This is a genomic window from Nocardiopsis dassonvillei, from assembly GCF_964273065.1.
GTDB lineage: Bacteria > Actinomycetota > Actinomycetes > Streptosporangiales > Streptosporangiaceae > Nocardiopsis > Nocardiopsis dassonvillei_B.
In genome coordinates this window covers 2,645,262-2,661,807 of the sequence record NZ_OZ186815.1, presented here as the reverse complement: position 1 = coordinate 2,661,807, position 16,546 = coordinate 2,645,262, and the positions used below count along the sequence as shown (strand labels likewise).

Here is a 16,546-nt window from a genome sequence, read left to right as displayed (position 1 = left end):
CCGCCGGCGATGCGCCTCACTGCGAGTTGGTCATCTTCAGGACGTCCAGGGCGGCGTCCAGCTGCTCCTCGGTGAGTTTGCCGTCCTCGACGTAGCCGCGCTCCAGGACCACCTGGCGGATGGTCTTCTTCTCCTTCAGCGACTGCTTGGCGACCTTGGCGGCCTCCTCGTAGCCGATGTAGCGGTTGAGCGGGGTGACGATCGACGGGGAGGACTCCGCGTAGGTCCGGCACTGCTCCTCGTTGGCGGTGATCCCGGCGACGCAGCGGTCCGCGAACACCCGCGAGACGTTGGCGAGCAGGCGGATCGACTCCAGCACGTTGCGGGCGATCAGCGGCAGCTGCACGTTGAGCTCGAAGTTGCCGCTGGCACCGCCGAAGGCCACCGCGGCGTCGTTGCCGACGACCTGCGAGGAGACCTGGAGCACGGCCTCGCACAGGACCGGGTTGACCTTGCCCGGCATGATCGAGGAGCCCGGCTGCAGGTCGGGCAGGAACAGCTCGCCCAGGCCGGTGGTCGGGCCCGAGCCCATCCAGCGGATGTCGTTGGCGATCTTGGCGAAGCCGACCGCGATGGTCCGCAGCTGGCCGGACAGCTCCACCAGGCCGTCGCGGGCGCCCTGCGCCTCGAAGTGGTCGCGGGCCTCGGTCAGCGGCAGGCCGGTGTGCGCCGCGATCTCGGCGATGACCCGGGCGGAGAAGCCCTCCGGGGTGTTGATGCCGGTGCCCACGGCGGTGCCGCCCAGCGGCAGCTCGGCCACCCGGGGCAGGGACGCCTCCAGGCGCTCGACGCCGTAGCGGACCTGCGCGGCGTACCCGGCGAACTCCTGGCCCAGGGTGACCGGGGTGGCGTCCATCAGGTGGGTGCGGCCGCTCTTGACCACCGAGGCGAACTCGGCGGACTTGCGGGTCAGCTCCTCCTCCAGGTGCCGCAGCGCCGGGACCAGGTCGTTGATCACGGCGGAGGTGGCGGCGATGTGGATGGAGGACGGGAACACGTCGTTGGAGGACTGCGACGCGTTGACGTGGTCGTTGGGGTGGACCTCGAGGCCGGTCCGCTCCCTGGCGATGGTGGCGATGACCTCGTTGGTGTTCATGTTGCTGGAGGTCCCCGAACCGGTCTGGAAGACGTCGATCGGGAACTCGGAGTTCCACTTGCCGTCGGCCACCTCCAGAGCGGCCTCGCGGATCGCCTTGCCCAGGTCGTCGCCGATGACGCCGAGCTCGGCGTTGACCTTGGCCGCGGCGGCCTTGATCTGGCCCAGGGCGGCGATGTGGGCGCCTTCCAGGCCCTGCCCCGAGATCGGGAAGTTCTCGACGGCGCGCTGGGTCTGGGCACGCCACTTGGCGTCGACCGGGACCTTGACCTCACCCATCGAGTCGTGCTCGATGCGGAACTCACTCATTGGCTACCACACTCTCCTGGGAAAACCTGTGAAACACAGCCTGCCAGACGCACGGGGGCACACCGTCACCTCACCCCGCCAAGGCGGTGTTGCACGCGTCATGTTGACATCGCGGCAGGTCAGGCCCCGATGCCCGGGGGCCGTCGGCGCCGCCGCAACCGGGCCAGGAACGGCCTGCGGGGGGCCTTGATCCGCACGGTGCCCAGCACCGAGAACCCGTTGATCTCCAGCACCGGCGGATCGGACAGGTCCGACCGCCGCGCCGTGGTGCCGCGCAGCCCCAGGACGGCGCGGCCGTTGACCCGCACCTCCACCCCGTCGGGGACCAGGATCTCCACCTGGCCCAGGACGGCGGTGACGGTCATCCGGTGGTGCCCCCGCAGCAGCAGCGCCTCGCGCATGTCCACCTCGACCCGGCCCGCCACGGCCAGGACGAGGTCGCCGGGGTAGGCGACCCAGCGGCCCCTGCGGACGGCGGTGCCGAACACCCCGAGGGCGGGCTGGTGGTCCAGGCGGATGGGCTGCTCCTGGAGCGGGAGCAGGTCGGCGGTGAGCGGCGGCAGCTCCCCCAGGGTCCGGGCCTCCTGCGCCCGGTCGGAGCGCTCCTGGAACTCGTCCAGGTCCAGGCGTCCGTCCGCCGCGGCCTCGCGCAGCACCTTCAGCACCCGTTCCCGGTCGCTGTTGGAGGCCCGCAGCTCTTCAGGGGGGATCCGCTCGCTCACACCGGCAACCCTAGTCGACACGCGTCCCCCTCACCGGTGCGGATTCGCGCGCTGTTCCCTGCGGCGACGCCCCCGCGGACGCCCCCGGTTCACCGCGCACTCCTAGCGTCCGGTTGATGCCTGCGAGTACGCACGCGGAAGACGGAGACGACATGCGCGCGACCGGAACGTGGAAGAGACCGACGACCCGGGCCGCGGCCCTGGGGGCGGCACTGGCGGCACTGGCCACCACCGCCCCGGCCGCCGCCGAGCCCGCCCCGGCGGAGCCCGCCACCGTGCTCGCCGACACGGCGGAGGCCGCGTCCGCCGGGCTCCCGGCGTCCGTGGACGGCGGGGCCTGGCGCTCCGGGCACGTCCAGGGCATCGCCCTGGACGCCGAGCGCGGGCACATGTACTTCTCCTTCACCGACACCCTCGTCAAGACGGACCTGTCCGGCACGGTCATCGGCACCGTCACCGGGCTCACCGGACACCTGGGCGACCTCGACATCGACGAGCGCGACGGCCGGGTCTACGGCTCCCTGGAGTACAAGGCCGCAGAGGCGTTCTACATCGCCATCTTCGATACCGACCGCATCACCCGGGTCGGCATGGACGCCGAGGCCGACGGCGTGCTCACCACGGTCCACCTGGAGGAGGTCGTCGCCGACTACACCGCGGACATGGACGGCGACGGGGTCTTCGACGGCAACGTCGCCGCCACCGCCGACCACCGGTACGGGTGCAGCGGCATCGACGGGGTGGCCTTCGGCCCCGAGTTCGGCCGCCCCGGCGGCCGGACGATGCTCACCGTCGCCTACGGCGTGTACTCCAACGCCGACCGGGAGGACAACGACCACCAGGTGCTGCTCCAGTACGACGTGACCCGCTGGCGCGGCCTGGACCGCCCCCTGGACCAGTCCGACCCGCACACCAGCGGTCCGCGCCGCCCCGAGGGCAAGTACTTCGTGTACACCGGCAACACCACCTACGGAGTGCAGAACCTGGAGTACGACGCCGCCAGCGGCGACTGGTTCATGGCGGTCTACAACGGGGTGAAGCCGCACTTCCCCAACCACTCCCTGTACGTCGTCGACGGCTCCCGGAGCCCCGTGCTCGGACCGGTCCGCGGCCAGGCGGAGGCGGAGCGGGGCCTGCTGCTGTCGCTGCGGGAGGGCGGCGAGCTCCACGAACCCACCGGTGTGTCCGGGTGGCCGGTGAGCGGCGGGCAGTACGGGCTGGTCTCCCTCGGCGACGGCCGCTTCTACGTGGTCGAACGCGGCCGCCGCGACGAGGGCGGCACCGTCCTGGAGACCGGTGTCGCCCGCCTGCACCGCTGGACCGGCGCGGTCCCGGACCCGTTCGAGCCCCTGGAGGGCTGACCGGGCCCGGGAACCGCGCTCAGAGCCGGACCAGGGCGTCGCGGGCCACAGCCGCGAACCCCGACGGCGCCCCGGCCAGCGGGCGGACCGCCAGCCGCACCAGGGCGCGGGCGTTGTCGTCGCCCGCGACCCGGTTGACGCTCAGTTCACCGCAGCGGGCGCAGCGGTGGACGAGCATCCACTCGCCGTCCGCGCGGCTGGTCAGGCTCACCGCGGACATCGGCCCGCGGCAGTCCGCGGCCCGGTCGCCCGGGACCCGAAGGTCCACGTGCAGACTGGTCAGGCAGTGCGGGCAGTGGTTGCGGTGGGCGGTACCCGGTGCGGTGGCGGGCACCTCCAGCCGGCATCCCGCGCAACGGAACGACCCGGCCCGGCCCGCCTCGCCGCGGGCGTGCAGGACGGTCTTGGGCCGCTGGGGCCGCCGCTCGCGGCGGTCCCGGTTGCGGCGCGCCATGTCACACCTCCCCGAACAGGTCGAGCGGGAAGGGCGGGTCGGCCAGCGGCCGGACCGCGATGCGCATGAGCACGAGGTGGTTGTCGTCCGCGGAGACGGGGGCCTCGGCCAGTTCGTCGCACCGGGTGCACCGGTGGATGAGGACCCAGGCGCCGCTGCGCGGAACGGCGATGGAGATGGGGACCATGCGCCCGCCGCAGCCGGAGGACCCGCCGTCGACGCGGTCGACGGTGTGCCGGGAGCTCAGGCAGCTGGGGCAGTGGTCGCGTCCCCGCCCTTCGGGACCGAGGACGGAGACGGTGAGGCCGCAGCGCACACAGGTGAAGGTGGCGGTGCGCAGGGTGGGGCTCGGTTCGGTGGTGGACACCGGAGGACTCCTCGCTGGAGGTGGAACGGGTCAGCGGGAGCAGGCCGAGCGCTACTCGGTGATCGGGTCAGCGGCTCCGGTGGGAGCGGGTGTTCCGGTTCTGGTGAGGCGCGCTCGGCGCGTTCCGGGTCATCAAGACACCTTCCCCTCCACCGGGGGCGGCCCTCGGTGTCCGTCGTTGCAGGTCGCCGTCGATGGTAGGCCGCGGTCCGGCCGGGGGCAACGGATTTTCCGGCGGCCGTCCGGCCGCGGGGGAACCCCGTCGCCCGGTCGACCGGTCGGCCCGAAAAGTGGGAAAAGTGCCTGCATGAATGAACCTTCTGAAATCAATCCCTTTCCTGGGGGAAATCCTCAGGAACGAATCACCGGCGGGCCCCGGAAATGACGTCCGTGCCCCTTTTCTTTCGGGGCCCGGGCCTCCTCGGCCTGGGATCGGGCGACGTCGGGGGAGGAGGGGCCGCCGGAACGAGGGCGCCGACGCCTTTTCCGGACAAAGGTCGGATCTCCCTCTCCTGTGCCGCCGCGGTCTCCCCCGGTCCGCCCGGGTTCTTTTCCGGCCGCCGGGCCCCCGGTGCCGCGTAAAATCCGTGGATTTTCGTCGTACCCGCGTTCTACCGTGGGTCCCATGACCTCTTCCGAACCCGGTCTCCACGCCCCGGACCGCGCGACGGCGTCCGCGCCCCCGGACGTCCCGGCCCTGCACCTGCGCGGAGTCGTCAAGCGCTTCGGGTCCTTCACCGCCGTCGCCGGCCTCGACCTGGAGGTCCCCCAGGGAGTCGTCCTGGGACTGCTGGGCCCCAACGGCGCGGGCAAGTCGACGACGATGAAGATGCTCACCGCGCAGTCCATGGCCGACGAGGGCGAGATCCGAATCCTCGGCCACGAGATCCCCGCAGAGTCCAAGTGGGCCCGCGCCCGGATGGGCGTCGTGCCCCAGCACGACAACCTCGACGAGGAGCTCACCGTCGAGCAGAACCTGCGGATGTTCTCGTTCCTGTACCGGGTGCCCCGCGCCCGGCGGCGCGAGGCCATCGAGCGGGCCATGCGCATCGCCCAGCTCACCGACCGCGGCGACACCGTCGTGGAGGACCTGTCCGGCGGTATGCGGCGGCGGCTCCTCATCGTCCGCGCCCTGTTGCACCGGCCCGAGCTCGTCCTCATGGACGAGCCCACCGTCGGCCTGGACCCACAGGTCCGCCAGGACCTGTGGGGCGTCATCGACGCCCTGCGCCAGGAGGGCGCGACGGTGCTCATGTCCACCCACTACATCGAGGAGGCCGAGCGCCTCTCCGACGAGGTCGCCCTCATGGCGGCGGGGCGGATCATCGAGCGCGGCACCCCGGTCGACCTGGTCGCCAAGTACGCGGGCACCACCGTGGAGGAGTACTCCCCCGACGGGGAGGGCATCGACGACCTGGAGGCACGCATCAGGAGCCACGGCTTCACCACCCGGCGCACCGGTACCACCGTGTCGGTCCTGCGCGCCGAAGAACTCCCGCAGTCCCTCCGGGACCGGCTCCCCGTGCCGCTGCGCCGGGCCAGCAACCTGGAGGACGTGTTCGTCACCCTGACCGGGGAGAACGTCGAATGAGCATCGACCACACCGACGCCCGGCGCCTGCGCGACCGCGAGGACGCCCGGCCCGAGGCGCACGCCCGGCCCGGCCGGTTCGAGATGGACGCCGTCCTGGGCGTCGTCGCCCGCGAGTGGATCCTCTACGGGCGCTCCTGGCGGGCCACCACGTTCGCCGCCGTCGTCGAGCCCACGCTGTACCTGCTCTGCTTCGGGTTCGGCATGGGCGCGCTCATCGGGACCCTGGCGGGCTTCAGCTACATCGACTTCCTGGGGACCGGCATCGTCGCGGTGTCGGTGATGTTCCAGTCGATGATGCCGGCCGTCATCAACACCTTCATCAAACGCCGGTTCCTGCACACCTACGAGGGCATCCTCGCCGCCCCCGTCGACGTGCGCGAGCTCGTCACCGGGGAGGCCCTGTGGCTGGCGATGCGCTCGGGCGTCTACGGGTGCGTGCCGCTGCTGGTCGCCATGGGGTTCGGGCTGCGGCCCGGCTGGGGCGGCCTGCTGGTGCCGTTCGTCGCGTTCTTCGCCGGGTTCGCCTTCGCGCTGTTCGGGATCTGGATCTCGGCGGTGATCAACTCGGTGCGGTCCATGGACTACGTGTTCAGCGGCCTGTTCACGCCGCTGTTCCTGGTGGCGGGCACGTTCTTCCCGCTCACCGAGCTGCCGGGCTGGGTCCAGGCCGTCGCGGTCGTCAACCCGCTGTACCACGCGGTGGAGCTCATCCGCGGGTCGGTCTTCGGGGGCCTGTCCGGCGGGGCGGCGCTGCTGCACGTGGGGGTGCTGCTGGCGTTCACCGCGCTCATGTGGTTCCTGGCGGGATCGCAGATGCGCCGCCGCGTGGTCTCCTGACGGGCGGGCCCGGGAAGGGCCCCGCGGACACGGAGAGGGGGGAGCGGCGCACACCGCTCCCCCCTGCCCCGCCGTCCGGCGCCGGGTCAGCCCGCGCTGGGCGCCCAGCGGAGCTCGACGCTGCTGCGCCGGCCCTCCTCGGTGACGCTCAGGGCCAGGCCGACCGCGCCCCACTCCTCGGGGGCCTGCACCTCGCCGGTGGTCAGCACCTGGCGCAGGTCGAAGTACCCGGCCACGATCGCGTCGTCCATCTCCTGCATGGTCTGCTGGAAGACGGGGTCGTCGGCCAGGCGGCCGGTGCCGCTGCTGCCCAGTGCCACCACCACGGCGTCGCCGTCGGAGGAGACGCCCGGGGGAGTGGTGTACGGGTCGTCGGAGGCGGCCCCGAAGAAGTCGGAGATGACGCCCTCGTCACCGCCGACGGCCCGGTACTGGAACGAGAACTGCTCGGCGCCGTAGCTGCTGAAGAAGTCGTCCAGGCTGATCTCGGTGATACCGAACGCGGTCGAGGAACCCAGCAGGTCGCTGAAGCCCTCCGGAGCGGAGACGCCCATCCCGTTGAGGGTGCGCTCGAACTCCTGCTGCTCGCCGGAGCTGCTGAAGAACGGCATCTCGTCGCTGTTGTAGGCGTCGATCAGCGCCTGGTCCAGACCGCTGGCGCCCAGGCCCATCACCGTGTTGTCCGGCAGGTCGCCCAGGGCCGCCACGCTCTCGCCCGGCGTCTCGGCCAGCCACGACAGGTCGGCCGCGTCGACCTCGAAGGCGAACGCGTCCACGCGCGCCTCCAGGTAGTCGCCGTCCACGCGCACCGACGCGGTCGCCCGGCCGGAGAGGTCGGTCGGCTCCGTCGCCAGCTCCGACGAGAACTCCTGGGCGAACGACTCGATGCCCATGGCCGCGCCCAGGTCGGCCCAGGCCACGGCCAGGCTGCCGTCGGGGACGCCCGCGAGGTCCTCGGAGAAGACGTCGGCGTCGGCCAGCGACCCGTGCTCCCGGATCTGCGCCTCCAGGTCGGACAGGGCCGCGTCCGAGTGGGTGAAGACGACGTAGTCGCCGTCCACCGAGTAGGAGATGTCCTCCTCCTGGGCGGCGATCTCCGCGAAGTCCTCATCGGCCTTGCGCGGGTCCTCCACGGCCAGGGCGATGGCGAGGGCGACGCCGGCGCCCTCCTCCAGCTCCGCCTCGCCGGAGGCGGGCCACACCGAGAATCCGGCGCGCTGGCCGATCCACTCCTCGACCCGGCTCTGCCCCGGGGAGCTCTCGGGGAACGCCTCGACGAACACCTCGGCGAAGAACTCGGTCATGTCGCCGTCGGGGGTCCCGGTCTCCTCGGTGATCTCGGCCGGGAGCCGGTCCACGAACTCCAGGAGCTCGATCGCCTGCGACCCGTTGATCGCCAGGTCGACCTTGCCGAACGCGATGGAGTTGCCGGGGAGCACCTCCTCCGGCTGCGGGCCGCCGAAGGCGACCAGGGACACGGTGGCCCACACGGTCCCGGCCATCACCACGAGGGCGGTTCCGGCCGCGGCGGGGATGAGCCAGCGGTTGCGCCTGCGCGGGGCGGGGGGGACCGGGCCGCCGGGGAAGCCGGGACCGCCGGGGTACCCGGGACCGCCGGGGTACCCGGGCCCGCCGGGCCCACCGGGGAACCCGGGACCGCCGGGGCCGGGTGCCGAGTACTGCTGTCCGGGGACGCCGCCGGGCGGGACCGCGCCGGGCGCCGGAGGCTGCCCGGGGACGGGAGCCCCGGGCTGGTGGGGCGGCTGCCACTGGGGCTGCCGAGGGGGATCGGGGTAGGACATCGGACCTCCGACGGGGTTCTCACAGGCGCGGTGCCCGCGCTGCCAACGATCGTTCAGATGCCGCCTCCCCCCGGTGCGGTTCTCACGAGGGGCACGGGAACCGCCGCGTGCACCACGCGGACGCGGGCGGCCCGTGCGACGGGGCCCGGAGGACCCGCCGTCCGGCCGCCCGCGCGGGGAGGGGCCGGGTCAGGCCTGCGGGGCGGAGGTCAGGTCCACGCCGCTGTAGGACGACAGCTTGCGCAGCCGGTGCTCGCTGAGCACCTGGCGGACCGTGCCGCTGCGGCCGCGCATCACCAGCGAGTCGGTGATGACCCGCGAGGACTCGTAGCGCACACCGCCGACCAGCTCGCCGTCGGTGATCCCGGTCGCCGCGAAGAACACGTCGTCGGAGGAGACCAGGTCGTCGGTGTACAGCACCCGGTCCAGGTCGTGCCCGGCCTCGACCGCCTTGGCCCGCTCGGCGTCGTCCTTGGGCCACAGGCGGCCCTGGATGACACCGCCCAGGCACTTCATGGCGCAGGCCGTGATGATGCCCTCGGGAGTGCCGCCGATGCCCAGCAGCAGGTCCACGCCGGTCCCGGCCCGGGCCGCCATGATCGCGCCCGCCACGTCGCCGTCGCTGATGAACTTGATCCGGGCGCCCGCGTCGCGGACCTCCTTGACGATCTGCTCGTGGCGCGGGCGGTTGAGGATGACGACCGTCACATCCTGCGGGGACTTGCCCTTGGCCCGGGCCACCGCGCGGATGTTGTCGGCCACGGGCGCGGCGATGTCCACCACGTCGGCGGCCTCCGGCCCGGTGGCCAGCTTCTCCATGTAGAACACCGCCGACGGGTCGAACATGGACCCGCGCGGGCTCAGCGCGATGACGGCGATCGCGTTGGGCATGCCCATCGCGGTCAGGGTGGTGCCGTCGATCGGGTCGACCGCGACGTCCCAGTCCTGCCCGCCGCCGTCGCCGACGCGCTCGCCGTTGTACAGCATGGGGGCGTTGTCCTTCTCGCCCTCGCCGATGACGACGGTGCCGTTCATCGACACGGTGCTGATCATGTGGCGCATGCCGCGGACAGCCGCACCGTCGGCGCCGTTCTTGTCGCCCTTGCCGACCCAGCGGGCGGCCGCCAGCGCCGCGGTCTCGGTCACGCGGACCAGTTCGAGGGCGAGGTTGCGATCGGGCGCGGTGGGACCGCCGGCCTGTGACATGGGAAGGTGCCTTCCGTCGGGGTACAGGGTGGGATTCACGTCTTAGGGTAGTCACCCGGCATGATCCGCCGCCTCCGCGGCCACGCTCCCGTGTGCGCTCGGAAGCGCACGGTCTACTCTGGCGGGATCCGGACGGGAGTGAGGCATGACAGTGGAAAAGACGGACCGGCCGACAGGGGTCTCGCCGCGCGGCGCGGCGACGCGCACCGCGCTGCTCAGGGCCGCCGCCCAGGTCTTCCGCACGGTGGGCTTCGCCAAGGCCGGGGTCAGCGAGGTCGTCTCCGTCGCGGGCGCCAGCGTGGGCAGCCTCTACCACCACTTCACCGGCAAGGCCGACCTCTACCTCGCCCTGTACGAGGAGTTCCAGCAGCGCCAGCAGGAGCGCACCCACCAGGCGGTGGTGGAGGCGCGGGCCCGGGGGGAGAGCGACCCCACCCGGCTGATGAACATCGCCGCCCGCGCCTACCTGCTCGGCTGCATCGAGGAGAGGGACACCACCCGGCTGTTCTTCAGCGGTGACGGCCCGCCCGGGTTCGAGTACCAGCTGCGGGCCCGGCTCACCCAGTGGACCGACCGCAACGTCGCCCTGTACCGCAAGGCCGACGAGCCGGTGGACGAGGCGCTGCTGATCGTGGTGAGCGGGGCGATGCTGCTGGCGGTCGCCGAGGTGGTCAACCGCGGCGACGCCGACGCGTTCCGCCTGGCCGACGACATCACCCGCCTGCTCGACCAGCTCCAGCCGCTGCGCCGCGAGGAGGACTGACCGGGGCGGACGGCCCCGGGCGGGCCGGGCCGGCGCCGGTAACCGCACCCCGGGTCGGTGCGGTCCGCGACCTGCGGCAAGCTGGAAGCGTCATGAGTGAGTACAGCCGGTCCAGCGCGACCTTCAAGAACTACGCCATCTCCCTGGGCATCATCGTCGCCATCGTCCTGGCGATGGCGTTCGTGGTCTCCACGCGCTCGGGGGAGAACATCCCGTCCGTGGACTACCGGCCCGAGGCCGGGGCGCTGCGCGAGGTGGCGGACTACCCGGTGACGCTCCCCGCCGCAGACCTCGCCGAGCAGGGGTGGACGCCCACCAGCTCGACCCTGGAGACACAGGGGCCGGTGGAGTGGAGCGTGGGGTTCGCCACCCCCGCCGACAGCCATGTGATGTTCACCCAGAGCGACGGCGACCCCGACGCGGTCGTCGCCGACCGCAGCCGGGGCGCCGAGGAGACCGGCACGGTCGCGGTCGGCGGCCGGGAGTGGGAGCACCGCGAGTCCGAGGACTGGTCCGCCCTGGTCCTGCGCGAGGAGGGGTACACGCTGGTCGTGGCCGGCCCCGCCGCCCTGGACGAGCTGGCGCACTTCGCGGGCGGACTGGAGACGGGCGCCGAGAGCGCACCGCAGGGCGGGCGCTCCGCCGGGCCCGCCGAGGATTCCTGAGCGGGCCCCGGCTCCGCCGACGTGCGCGAGGGGCCCCGGACCGCACGGTCCGGGGCCCCTCGCACGTGTTCGCGGCCGTGCTACTCGGCGCGCAGGTCGCGGCGCAGCTCCTTGGGCAGCGAGAAGGTCAGCGTCTCGTCCGCGGTGGTCACCAGGGACACGTCGCCGTAGCCGTACCCGGCCAGGCGGTCCAGCAGCTCCCGGACCAGGATCTCGGGCACCGAGGCGCCGCTGGTGACGCCCACGGTGGTGACGCCCTCCAGCCAGGACTCCTGCATGAGGGAGGCGTTGTCGATGAGGTAGGCGGCGTCGGCCCCGGCGGCCAGGGCGACCTCGACCAGCCGCACCGAGTTCGAGGAGTTGTCCGAGCCCACCACGATGACCAGCTCGCACTCGGGCGCCATCGTCTTGACGGCGACCTGGCGGTTGGTGGTGGCGTAGCAGATGTCGTCGCTGGGCGGGTCGAGCAGGTTCGGGAACTTGCGGCGCAGGGCGTCGACGGTCTCGTTGGTCTCGTCCACCGACAGGGTGGTCTGCGACAGCCAGGACACGTTGTCCGGGTTGCGCACCTCGAGCTTGTCGACCTCGTCCGGGCTCTCCACGATCTGGATGTGCTCGGGGGCCTCACCGCTGGTGCCCTCGACCTCCTCGTGGCCGATGTGCCCGATGAGGACGATGTCCCGGTCCTCGGCCGCGAAGCGCTTGGCCTCCTTGTGGACCTTGGTCACCAGCGGGCAGGTGGCGTCGATCGTCTTGAGGCTGCGGTCGGCCGCCTCCGCGTGCACGGCCGGAGAGACCCCGTGGGCGGAGAACACGACGATCGCCCCCTCGGGCACCTCGTCGGTCTCCTCGACGAAGATCGCGCCGCGCTCCTCCAGGGTCCGCACGACGTGCGTGTTGTGCACGATCTGCTTGCGGACGTAGATCGGGGCGCCGTACTGGTCCAGGGCCTTCTCGACGGTGATGACCGCGCGGTCCACACCGGCGCAGTAACCCCGGGGGTTGGCGAGCAGCACGCGGCGTTGCTTGGTGGCGGTGGTCGTCGCTGTCATGCGATACATCCTAGGTGGGGTACGCGGGTGCGCCGCGCGGGCGTGGGGGAGCGCCCGCTGCGGACCGGGCGGGGCGATCCGGGCGGCGGCGGTGCGACGCGCGCCCGGGCCCAAGGTGACGGTATCGCAACAAGCCGCATGCGGTTCCGCTGCGAAGTGGCGAAATCGTTCACTTCTCTCCTGCTCATGGTGTTCTTCCCTCCTCTATCCTGGTTCACCATCGCAATGTGTTATAGGCGGTTCGCCCTCACCCGGCCCGGCCGGATCGCGGGGTGTGATCCGCCCCGCCGAGAGCAATCAGGAGCCCCCGCCCCATGTCGAACCCGACGTTCGCCACGAAAGTCGTGACCCTGTTCAAGGGCCTCTTCGGGCGCAAGGAGGAGACGGCCGCCGCCCCCGCGCCCGCCGCTCCCGCCGAGGAGACCGCTCCCGCCGCGGAGAAGGCGGTCCAGGAGAAGACCGCCGAGGCTCCGGAGACCGCGCCCGCCGCCGAGGAGAAGGCCCAGGAGCCCGCCGCGGAGGAGGTGTCCGCTCCCGCCGCCGAGGTGAAGGCCGAGGTGAAGGCCGGAACCGTCACCCCGGGGAAGGACGGGGAGGCCGCCGCGGAGCCCGCGGAGGAGGCGCCCGCGCCCGCTGCAGAGGAGAAGGCCCCGGAGCCCGCCGCCGAGGAGAAGGCCGGGGAGCCCGCCGCGGCCGGGGAGGCGCCCGAGCCCGCCACCGCCGACCTGGCCGACAGCGGCGAGGCCATCGCCGAGGAGATCGCGGCCGCCGAGGCCAAGACCGAGGTCGCCGACTCCGGGATCCTGGAGAAGGTCCGCAAGGACAACGCCCCGGCCGCCGAGGACCTGGCCGTCCCCACCTACGACGAGCTCACCCTGCCCTCGGTCCGGGCCCGGCTGCGCAAGCTCACCGTGGAGCAGGTCCGCGACCTGCGCGCCTACGAGGTCGCGCACCAGGGCCGCGCCGAGTTCATCAAGATGTACGACAACCGCATCGCCAAGCTGGAGGACACCGACTCCTGAGTCCGGGCTCTCGGTCGCCGTGCCCGCACGGGGTGCCGGGTGCGGCCTGGGGACCGACGGGGCCGCCGGGAACGGCGGCCCCGTCGGCGTGCGGAGGAACCCGGGCGGCCTCCGGAGCGTCACACCCGGTGAGAGACACCACCGCTCCCCAGCCCGAAAGGCCCACCGCCATGACCGCTCCCGCCCTCCGCACCACGGCCCGCCTGGCCGCCGTGCTCGCCACGGCCGCGGCCTTCGGGCTCACCGGCTGCTCCTTCTCCCTCCCCGGCGGCCAGGACGTCTCCGTCGACCCCGACGGGGTGAGCGTCCGCGACGGGGAGACCGAGGTCTCCGTGGACGGCGAGGGCGGCGTCAGCGTCGACAACGGCGAGGGCGGCGTCAGCGTCGACGGCGAGGGCGGTGTGGGGGTGGGCGGCGACGAGCTCCTCAACATCACCGGCGGCGACCTGACCGAGGACTGCGCCGGCCGCGCGGTCAACATCGCCTCCGAGGGCGCAGTGATCGTCCTCAACGGCTCCTGCACCACCGTCACCGTCGCGGGCAGCAACCTGACCGTCCACATCGGCTCCGCCGAGTCCATCCACGTCGTCGGCGCGGACAACACCGTCCACTACGCCTCCGGCGATCCCGCCGTCACCGACCTGGGCGGCAACAACTCCGTCTCCTCCGGCGGCGACGCCACCCCGTAGGGCCCCGCCCCGGGCGGGGGCCGGCTTCCGGGGGGCACGGCGGCCCCTCCGGCGGAGCCCCCGCCCGCCCGTTCGACGGACGGCCCGGCGGCCACGGGCCTCCCCTCGGAGACTCCTCCTCCGCGGCCTCCGGAACCCCGACCGGCGCCCGAGCCTCGGAGGAAGCGTCGCACCTCTGGCCTAGGCTCGGGTGTCATGGGCATGGAGAGTTCCCCCGAGGCGCCGCAGCCGGTCCGCGTGGTCCTCAACGCCGTCGGCGGCTGGATCGGCCGTCTGGGCCGGATCTGGGTCGAGGGCCAGATCGCCGAGCTGAACCGGCGCGGCCGGATGGCCTACATCACGCTGCGGGACCCGGTCGCCAACGTCTCCGTGCGGGTGGTCTGCCAGACGTCCGTCCTGGACGCGCAGCAGCCCCCGCCGGAGGCGGGCGCCCGGGTCGTCGTGCACGCCAAACCCGACTTCTACGAGGTGCGCGGCACGTTCTCGCTGCGCGCCCTGGAGATCCGCCACGTCGGCCTGGGCGAGCTGCTCGCCCGCCTGGACCAGCTCCGCCGCACGCTCCAGGCCGAGGGGCTGTTCGCCCCCGAGCGCAAGCGCCCGCTGCCGTTCCTGCCGGGCACGGTCGGCCTGATCTGCGGCCGGGACTCCGCGGCCGAGCGCGACGTGCTGGAGAACAGCCGCCGCCGCTGGCCGGCCGTGCGCTTCGAGGTGCGCCAGGTCGCCGTCCAGGGCGACCGCGCCGTCCGCGAGGTCGTCGAAGCGCTCAAGGACCTCGACTCCCGCCCCGAGGTGGACGTCATCGTCATCGCCCGGGGCGGCGGCTCCCTGGAGGACCTGCTGCCGTTCTCGGACGAGGCGATGGTCCGCGCGGTCGCCGCCGCCCGCACCCCGGTGGTCAGCGCCATCGGCCACGAGCAGGACGCCCCGCTGCTGGACCATGTCGCGGACCTGCGCGCCTCCACCCCCACCGACGCGGCCAAGAAGACCGTCCCGGACGTGGGGGAGCAGCTGGAGATCATCCGCCAGCTCCGGGACCGGGGCCGCCGGGTGCTCACCGGTGCCCTGGAGAGGGAGCGCGCCTGGCTGGCCTCGATGCGCTCCCGCCCGGCGCTGGCCGATCCGGTCCGCGAGATCGACCGCCTCACCGAGCAGGTCCTGGACCTGCGCGAGCGCTCCCGGCGCAACCTCGGGGTGTCGCTGGACCGGGCCGCCGAAAACCTGGCGCACACCCGGGCCCGCCTGCACGCCCTGTCCCCGGCCACCACCCTGGCCAGGGGGTACGCGATCGTGCAGCGCGCCGACGGCTCGGTGGTGCGCTCGGCGGCCGAGCCCGACCTGGGCGAGACCCTGCGGGTGCGCTTCGCCCGGGACGGCCTCGCCGTCACCGTGGACGCCGTCGAGACCGGGCCCGAGCCGGGCCCCGAGACCACCGACACCACCGGAGGAGAAGAGTAGACATGGCGAAGAAGGGCGCGGCCGAGGCCGCCGACACCAACGAGCCCGAGCTGAGCTACGAGGAGAGCCGCGAGGAGCTCAACAATGTGGTGCGCCGGCTGGAGTCGGGCGGCCTGAGCCTCAAGGAGTCCCTGGCCCTGTGGGAGCGGGGCGAGGAACTGGCCCGCATCTGCGAGCGCTGGCTGGAGGGCGCCCGCGCGACGATGGCCGCGGCCATGGACGAGCGCGAGAAGGACGACGCCCCGGGGGACGCCGACACGCCCTTCTAGGGGGACCTGCGGGGGCGGGGAGGATCCGGGGCCGGTGCGGCCCCGGTCACCTGCGGCCGTTGAGTTCGTCGCCGAGGTCGCGCAGGTTGCCGGGCAGCCCCCGGAACACCCCGATGACCAGTACCAGCGCCGTGCCCAGGAAGAGCCAGGGGGCGACCTGGGCCAGCCGGGAGGCCAGGGCCAGCAGGAGCACCCGTGCGAAGCCCTCGTTGCCCAGGGCGAGCACGCTCTCGGCGGCGACCACCGCGACGAAGAACGCGATGGGCGGGCTGACCGACAGCGACAGCAGGTCGCCCGGCCGGACCAGCGACACCGTCAGCAGGCAGGCGAGGGTGAAGGCGATGCCCGGCGCCGCCGGCAGTTCGGCCGTGTGCGCGACCACCGTGCCGGTGACGCTGAACAGGGCGATGACGAGGACGCCGCCGCGGCCGGTGAGCCGTGCCGCGCCCGCCCGCGGGCGGGCGCGCGGAGCGGTCGGCCCGGGCACGCCGCCGGGTGGCCCGGCGGGCCGGGCGGGCGCGGGCTTCCTGGTCTTCGGTGCGTTCGGGGCACGGCCCTCGGGCCGCACGAAGTACGGTGCCCGTTCGGGTTCCGGGCCGTCCGTCTTCCGTGGGGGCATGGCCGTGCGCCTCCCAAGTGTGTTACTCACAGTGTTTAGTGTGTCACTTCTCGTAAGCGTTCGGTGTCTTTTCCGGGGAACGTGTCGTCATTTCGTCCACTTGCCCCTTCCGCGCCGAACACGCCTTCCTCCCGTTGGACACCGGGATGGGGGGTCGGGGTTCGCTTGGTTCGATGATGAAGTGTCCGTATTCGTCCCGCGGGTCGCGGAGGGTGTTCCGAAGTGGATTTCCTTGGCCCGGAGACGGGGCTCCCGGTCCCCGGGA

The 16,546-nt window shown here is 72.9% G+C and carries 17 protein-coding genes; 9 read left to right on the top strand and 8 right to left on the bottom strand.

Features of this window, described 5'->3' with window-relative positions; all coding sequences use genetic code 11:
• Positions 1 to 16 precede the first annotated feature (16 nt).
• The gene (locus ACSUPR_RS11690) at positions 17 to 1,405 is read right to left on the bottom strand and encodes a class II fumarate hydratase (RefSeq protein WP_436891212.1); all 1,389 of its coding nucleotides are present in this window, start codon (positions 1,403 to 1,405) and stop codon (positions 17 to 19) included.
• Positions 1,406 to 1,524: 119 nt separating this feature from the next.
• The gene (locus tag ACSUPR_RS11685; RefSeq protein ID WP_436891978.1) at positions 1,525 to 2,115 is read right to left on the bottom strand and encodes a DUF1707 SHOCT-like domain-containing protein; all 591 of its coding nucleotides are present in this window, start codon (positions 2,113 to 2,115) and stop codon (positions 1,525 to 1,527) included.
• A gap of 164 nt (positions 2,116 to 2,279) precedes the next feature.
• On the opposite strand from ACSUPR_RS11685, the gene ACSUPR_RS11680 reads away from it, so the two are divergent.
• A complete protein-coding gene (locus ACSUPR_RS11680; RefSeq protein ID WP_436891211.1) occupies positions 2,280 to 3,488 on the top strand; it encodes a hypothetical protein in 1,209 nt (402 codons plus the stop codon).
• Positions 3,489 to 3,507: 19 nt separating this feature from the next.
• On the opposite strand, the gene ACSUPR_RS11675 is transcribed toward ACSUPR_RS11680, so the two are convergent.
• Together ACSUPR_RS11675 and ACSUPR_RS11670 are read right to left on the bottom strand one after the other, a co-directional pair.
• Positions 3,508 to 3,942 carry an RNHCP domain-containing protein gene (locus ACSUPR_RS11675; RefSeq protein ID WP_436891210.1) on the bottom strand — a complete coding sequence of 145 codons (435 nt, stop codon included), beginning with the start codon at positions 3,940 to 3,942 and terminating at the stop codon, positions 3,508 to 3,510.
• Between the two features lies 1 nt (position 3,943).
• Entirely contained in the window at positions 3,944 to 4,309 is a 366-nt protein-coding gene (locus ACSUPR_RS11670) for an RNHCP domain-containing protein (protein WP_436891209.1), read from the bottom strand.
• Positions 4,310 to 4,934: 625 nt separating this feature from the next.
• Here ACSUPR_RS11670 and ACSUPR_RS11665 point away from each other — a divergent pair.
• On the top strand, positions 4,935 to 5,900 hold the full coding sequence (locus ACSUPR_RS11665; RefSeq protein ID WP_436891207.1) for an ABC transporter ATP-binding protein: 966 nt from the start codon (positions 4,935 to 4,937) through the stop codon (positions 5,898 to 5,900).
• Entirely contained in the window at positions 5,897 to 6,739 is an 843-nt protein-coding gene (locus ACSUPR_RS11660) for an ABC transporter permease (RefSeq protein WP_436891206.1), read from the top strand. The genes ACSUPR_RS11665 and ACSUPR_RS11660 overlap by 4 nt, the downstream gene beginning before the upstream one ends.
• Positions 6,740 to 6,825: 86 nt before the next feature.
• On the opposite strand, the gene ACSUPR_RS11655 is transcribed toward ACSUPR_RS11660, so the two are convergent.
• Both ACSUPR_RS11655 and glpX read right to left on the bottom strand, forming a co-directional pair.
• On the bottom strand, positions 6,826 to 8,541 hold the full coding sequence (locus ACSUPR_RS11655; protein WP_436891205.1) for a hypothetical protein: 1,716 nt from the start codon (positions 8,539 to 8,541) through the stop codon (positions 6,826 to 6,828).
• Between the two features lie 189 nt (positions 8,542 to 8,730).
• Positions 8,731 to 9,747 (bottom strand): class II fructose-bisphosphatase, encoded by a 1,017-nt coding sequence (gene glpX, locus ACSUPR_RS11650; RefSeq protein ID WP_436891204.1) that lies wholly within the window; start codon positions 9,745 to 9,747, stop codon positions 8,731 to 8,733.
• 151 nt (positions 9,748 to 9,898) lie between these two features.
• On the opposite strand from glpX, the gene ACSUPR_RS11645 reads away from it, so the two are divergent.
• Both ACSUPR_RS11645 and ACSUPR_RS11640 read left to right on the top strand, forming a co-directional pair.
• The gene (locus tag ACSUPR_RS11645; protein ID WP_436891977.1) at positions 9,899 to 10,510 is read left to right on the top strand and encodes a TetR/AcrR family transcriptional regulator; all 612 of its coding nucleotides are present in this window, start codon (positions 9,899 to 9,901) and stop codon (positions 10,508 to 10,510) included.
• 92 nt (positions 10,511 to 10,602) lie between these two features.
• Positions 10,603 to 11,175, top strand: a complete 573-nt coding sequence (locus tag ACSUPR_RS11640) for a DUF4245 domain-containing protein (protein ID WP_436891203.1) — start codon at positions 10,603 to 10,605, stop codon at positions 11,173 to 11,175.
• Positions 11,176 to 11,255: 80 nt separating this feature from the next.
• Here the strand turns inward: ACSUPR_RS11640 and ACSUPR_RS11635 are convergent, their stop codons facing one another.
• Positions 11,256 to 12,191 carry a 4-hydroxy-3-methylbut-2-enyl diphosphate reductase gene (locus ACSUPR_RS11635; RefSeq protein WP_436891976.1) on the bottom strand — a complete coding sequence of 312 codons (936 nt, stop codon included), beginning with the start codon at positions 12,189 to 12,191 and terminating at the stop codon, positions 11,256 to 11,258.
• A 350-nt stretch (positions 12,192 to 12,541) separates the two neighbouring features.
• Here ACSUPR_RS11635 and ACSUPR_RS11630 point away from each other — a divergent pair, with 350 nt between their 5' ends.
• The 4 genes from ACSUPR_RS11630 (at position 12,542) to ACSUPR_RS11615 (ending at position 15,662) form a co-directional block, all read left to right on the top strand.
• Entirely contained in the window at positions 12,542 to 13,249 is a 708-nt protein-coding gene (locus ACSUPR_RS11630; RefSeq protein WP_436891201.1) for a hypothetical protein, read from the top strand.
• A gap of 170 nt (positions 13,250 to 13,419) precedes the next feature.
• Positions 13,420 to 13,938: a DUF3060 domain-containing protein gene (locus tag ACSUPR_RS11625; protein WP_436891199.1), complete on the top strand. Its 519-nt coding sequence runs from the start codon at positions 13,420 to 13,422 to the stop codon at positions 13,936 to 13,938.
• A 195-nt stretch (positions 13,939 to 14,133) separates the two neighbouring features.
• Complete coding sequence (xseA, locus tag ACSUPR_RS11620; protein WP_436891197.1) at positions 14,134 to 15,393, top strand: exodeoxyribonuclease VII large subunit; 1,260 nt, start codon at positions 14,134 to 14,136, stop codon at positions 15,391 to 15,393.
• 2 nt (positions 15,394 to 15,395) lie between these two features.
• Positions 15,396 to 15,662 (top strand): exodeoxyribonuclease VII small subunit, encoded by a 267-nt coding sequence (locus tag ACSUPR_RS11615; RefSeq protein ID WP_436891196.1) that lies wholly within the window; start codon positions 15,396 to 15,398, stop codon positions 15,660 to 15,662.
• Positions 15,663 to 15,708: 46 nt separating this feature from the next.
• Here ACSUPR_RS11615 and ACSUPR_RS11610 read toward each other — a convergent pair whose 3' ends face one another.
• Positions 15,709 to 16,281, bottom strand: a complete 573-nt coding sequence (locus ACSUPR_RS11610; RefSeq protein WP_436891195.1) for a DUF6542 domain-containing protein — start codon at positions 16,279 to 16,281, stop codon at positions 15,709 to 15,711.
• Between the last annotated feature and the right edge of the window lie 265 nt (positions 16,282 to 16,546).

Coding starts and splice junctions, on each gene's coding strand:
- ACSUPR_RS11630 (WP_436891201.1), top strand. CDS start 12,542: ATGTCGAACCCGACGTTCGCCACGAAAGTCGTGACCCTGTTCAAGGGC.
- ACSUPR_RS11625 (WP_436891199.1), top strand. CDS start 13,420: ATGACCGCTCCCGCCCTCCGCACCACGGCCCGCCTGGCCGCCGTGCTC.
- glpX (WP_436891204.1), bottom strand. CDS start 9,747: ATGTCACAGGCCGGCGGTCCCACCGCGCCCGATCGCAACCTCGCCCTC.
- ACSUPR_RS11615 (WP_436891196.1), top strand. CDS start 15,396: ATGGCGAAGAAGGGCGCGGCCGAGGCCGCCGACACCAACGAGCCCGAG.
- ACSUPR_RS11640 (WP_436891203.1), top strand. CDS start 10,603: ATGAGTGAGTACAGCCGGTCCAGCGCGACCTTCAAGAACTACGCCATC.
- ACSUPR_RS11675 (WP_436891210.1), bottom strand. CDS start 3,942: ATGGCGCGCCGCAACCGGGACCGCCGCGAGCGGCGGCCCCAGCGGCCC.
- ACSUPR_RS11655 (WP_436891205.1), bottom strand. CDS start 8,541: ATGTCCTACCCCGATCCCCCTCGGCAGCCCCAGTGGCAGCCGCCCCAC.
- ACSUPR_RS11680 (WP_436891211.1), top strand. CDS start 2,280: ATGCGCGCGACCGGAACGTGGAAGAGACCGACGACCCGGGCCGCGGCC.
- ACSUPR_RS11665 (WP_436891207.1), top strand. CDS start 4,935: ATGACCTCTTCCGAACCCGGTCTCCACGCCCCGGACCGCGCGACGGCG.
- ACSUPR_RS11660 (WP_436891206.1), top strand. CDS start 5,897: ATGAGCATCGACCACACCGACGCCCGGCGCCTGCGCGACCGCGAGGAC.
- xseA (WP_436891197.1), top strand. CDS start 14,134: ATGGGCATGGAGAGTTCCCCCGAGGCGCCGCAGCCGGTCCGCGTGGTC.
- ACSUPR_RS11690 (WP_436891212.1), bottom strand. CDS start 1,405: ATGAGTGAGTTCCGCATCGAGCACGACTCGATGGGTGAGGTCAAGGTC.
- ACSUPR_RS11610 (WP_436891195.1), bottom strand. CDS start 16,281: ATGCCCCCACGGAAGACGGACGGCCCGGAACCCGAACGGGCACCGTAC.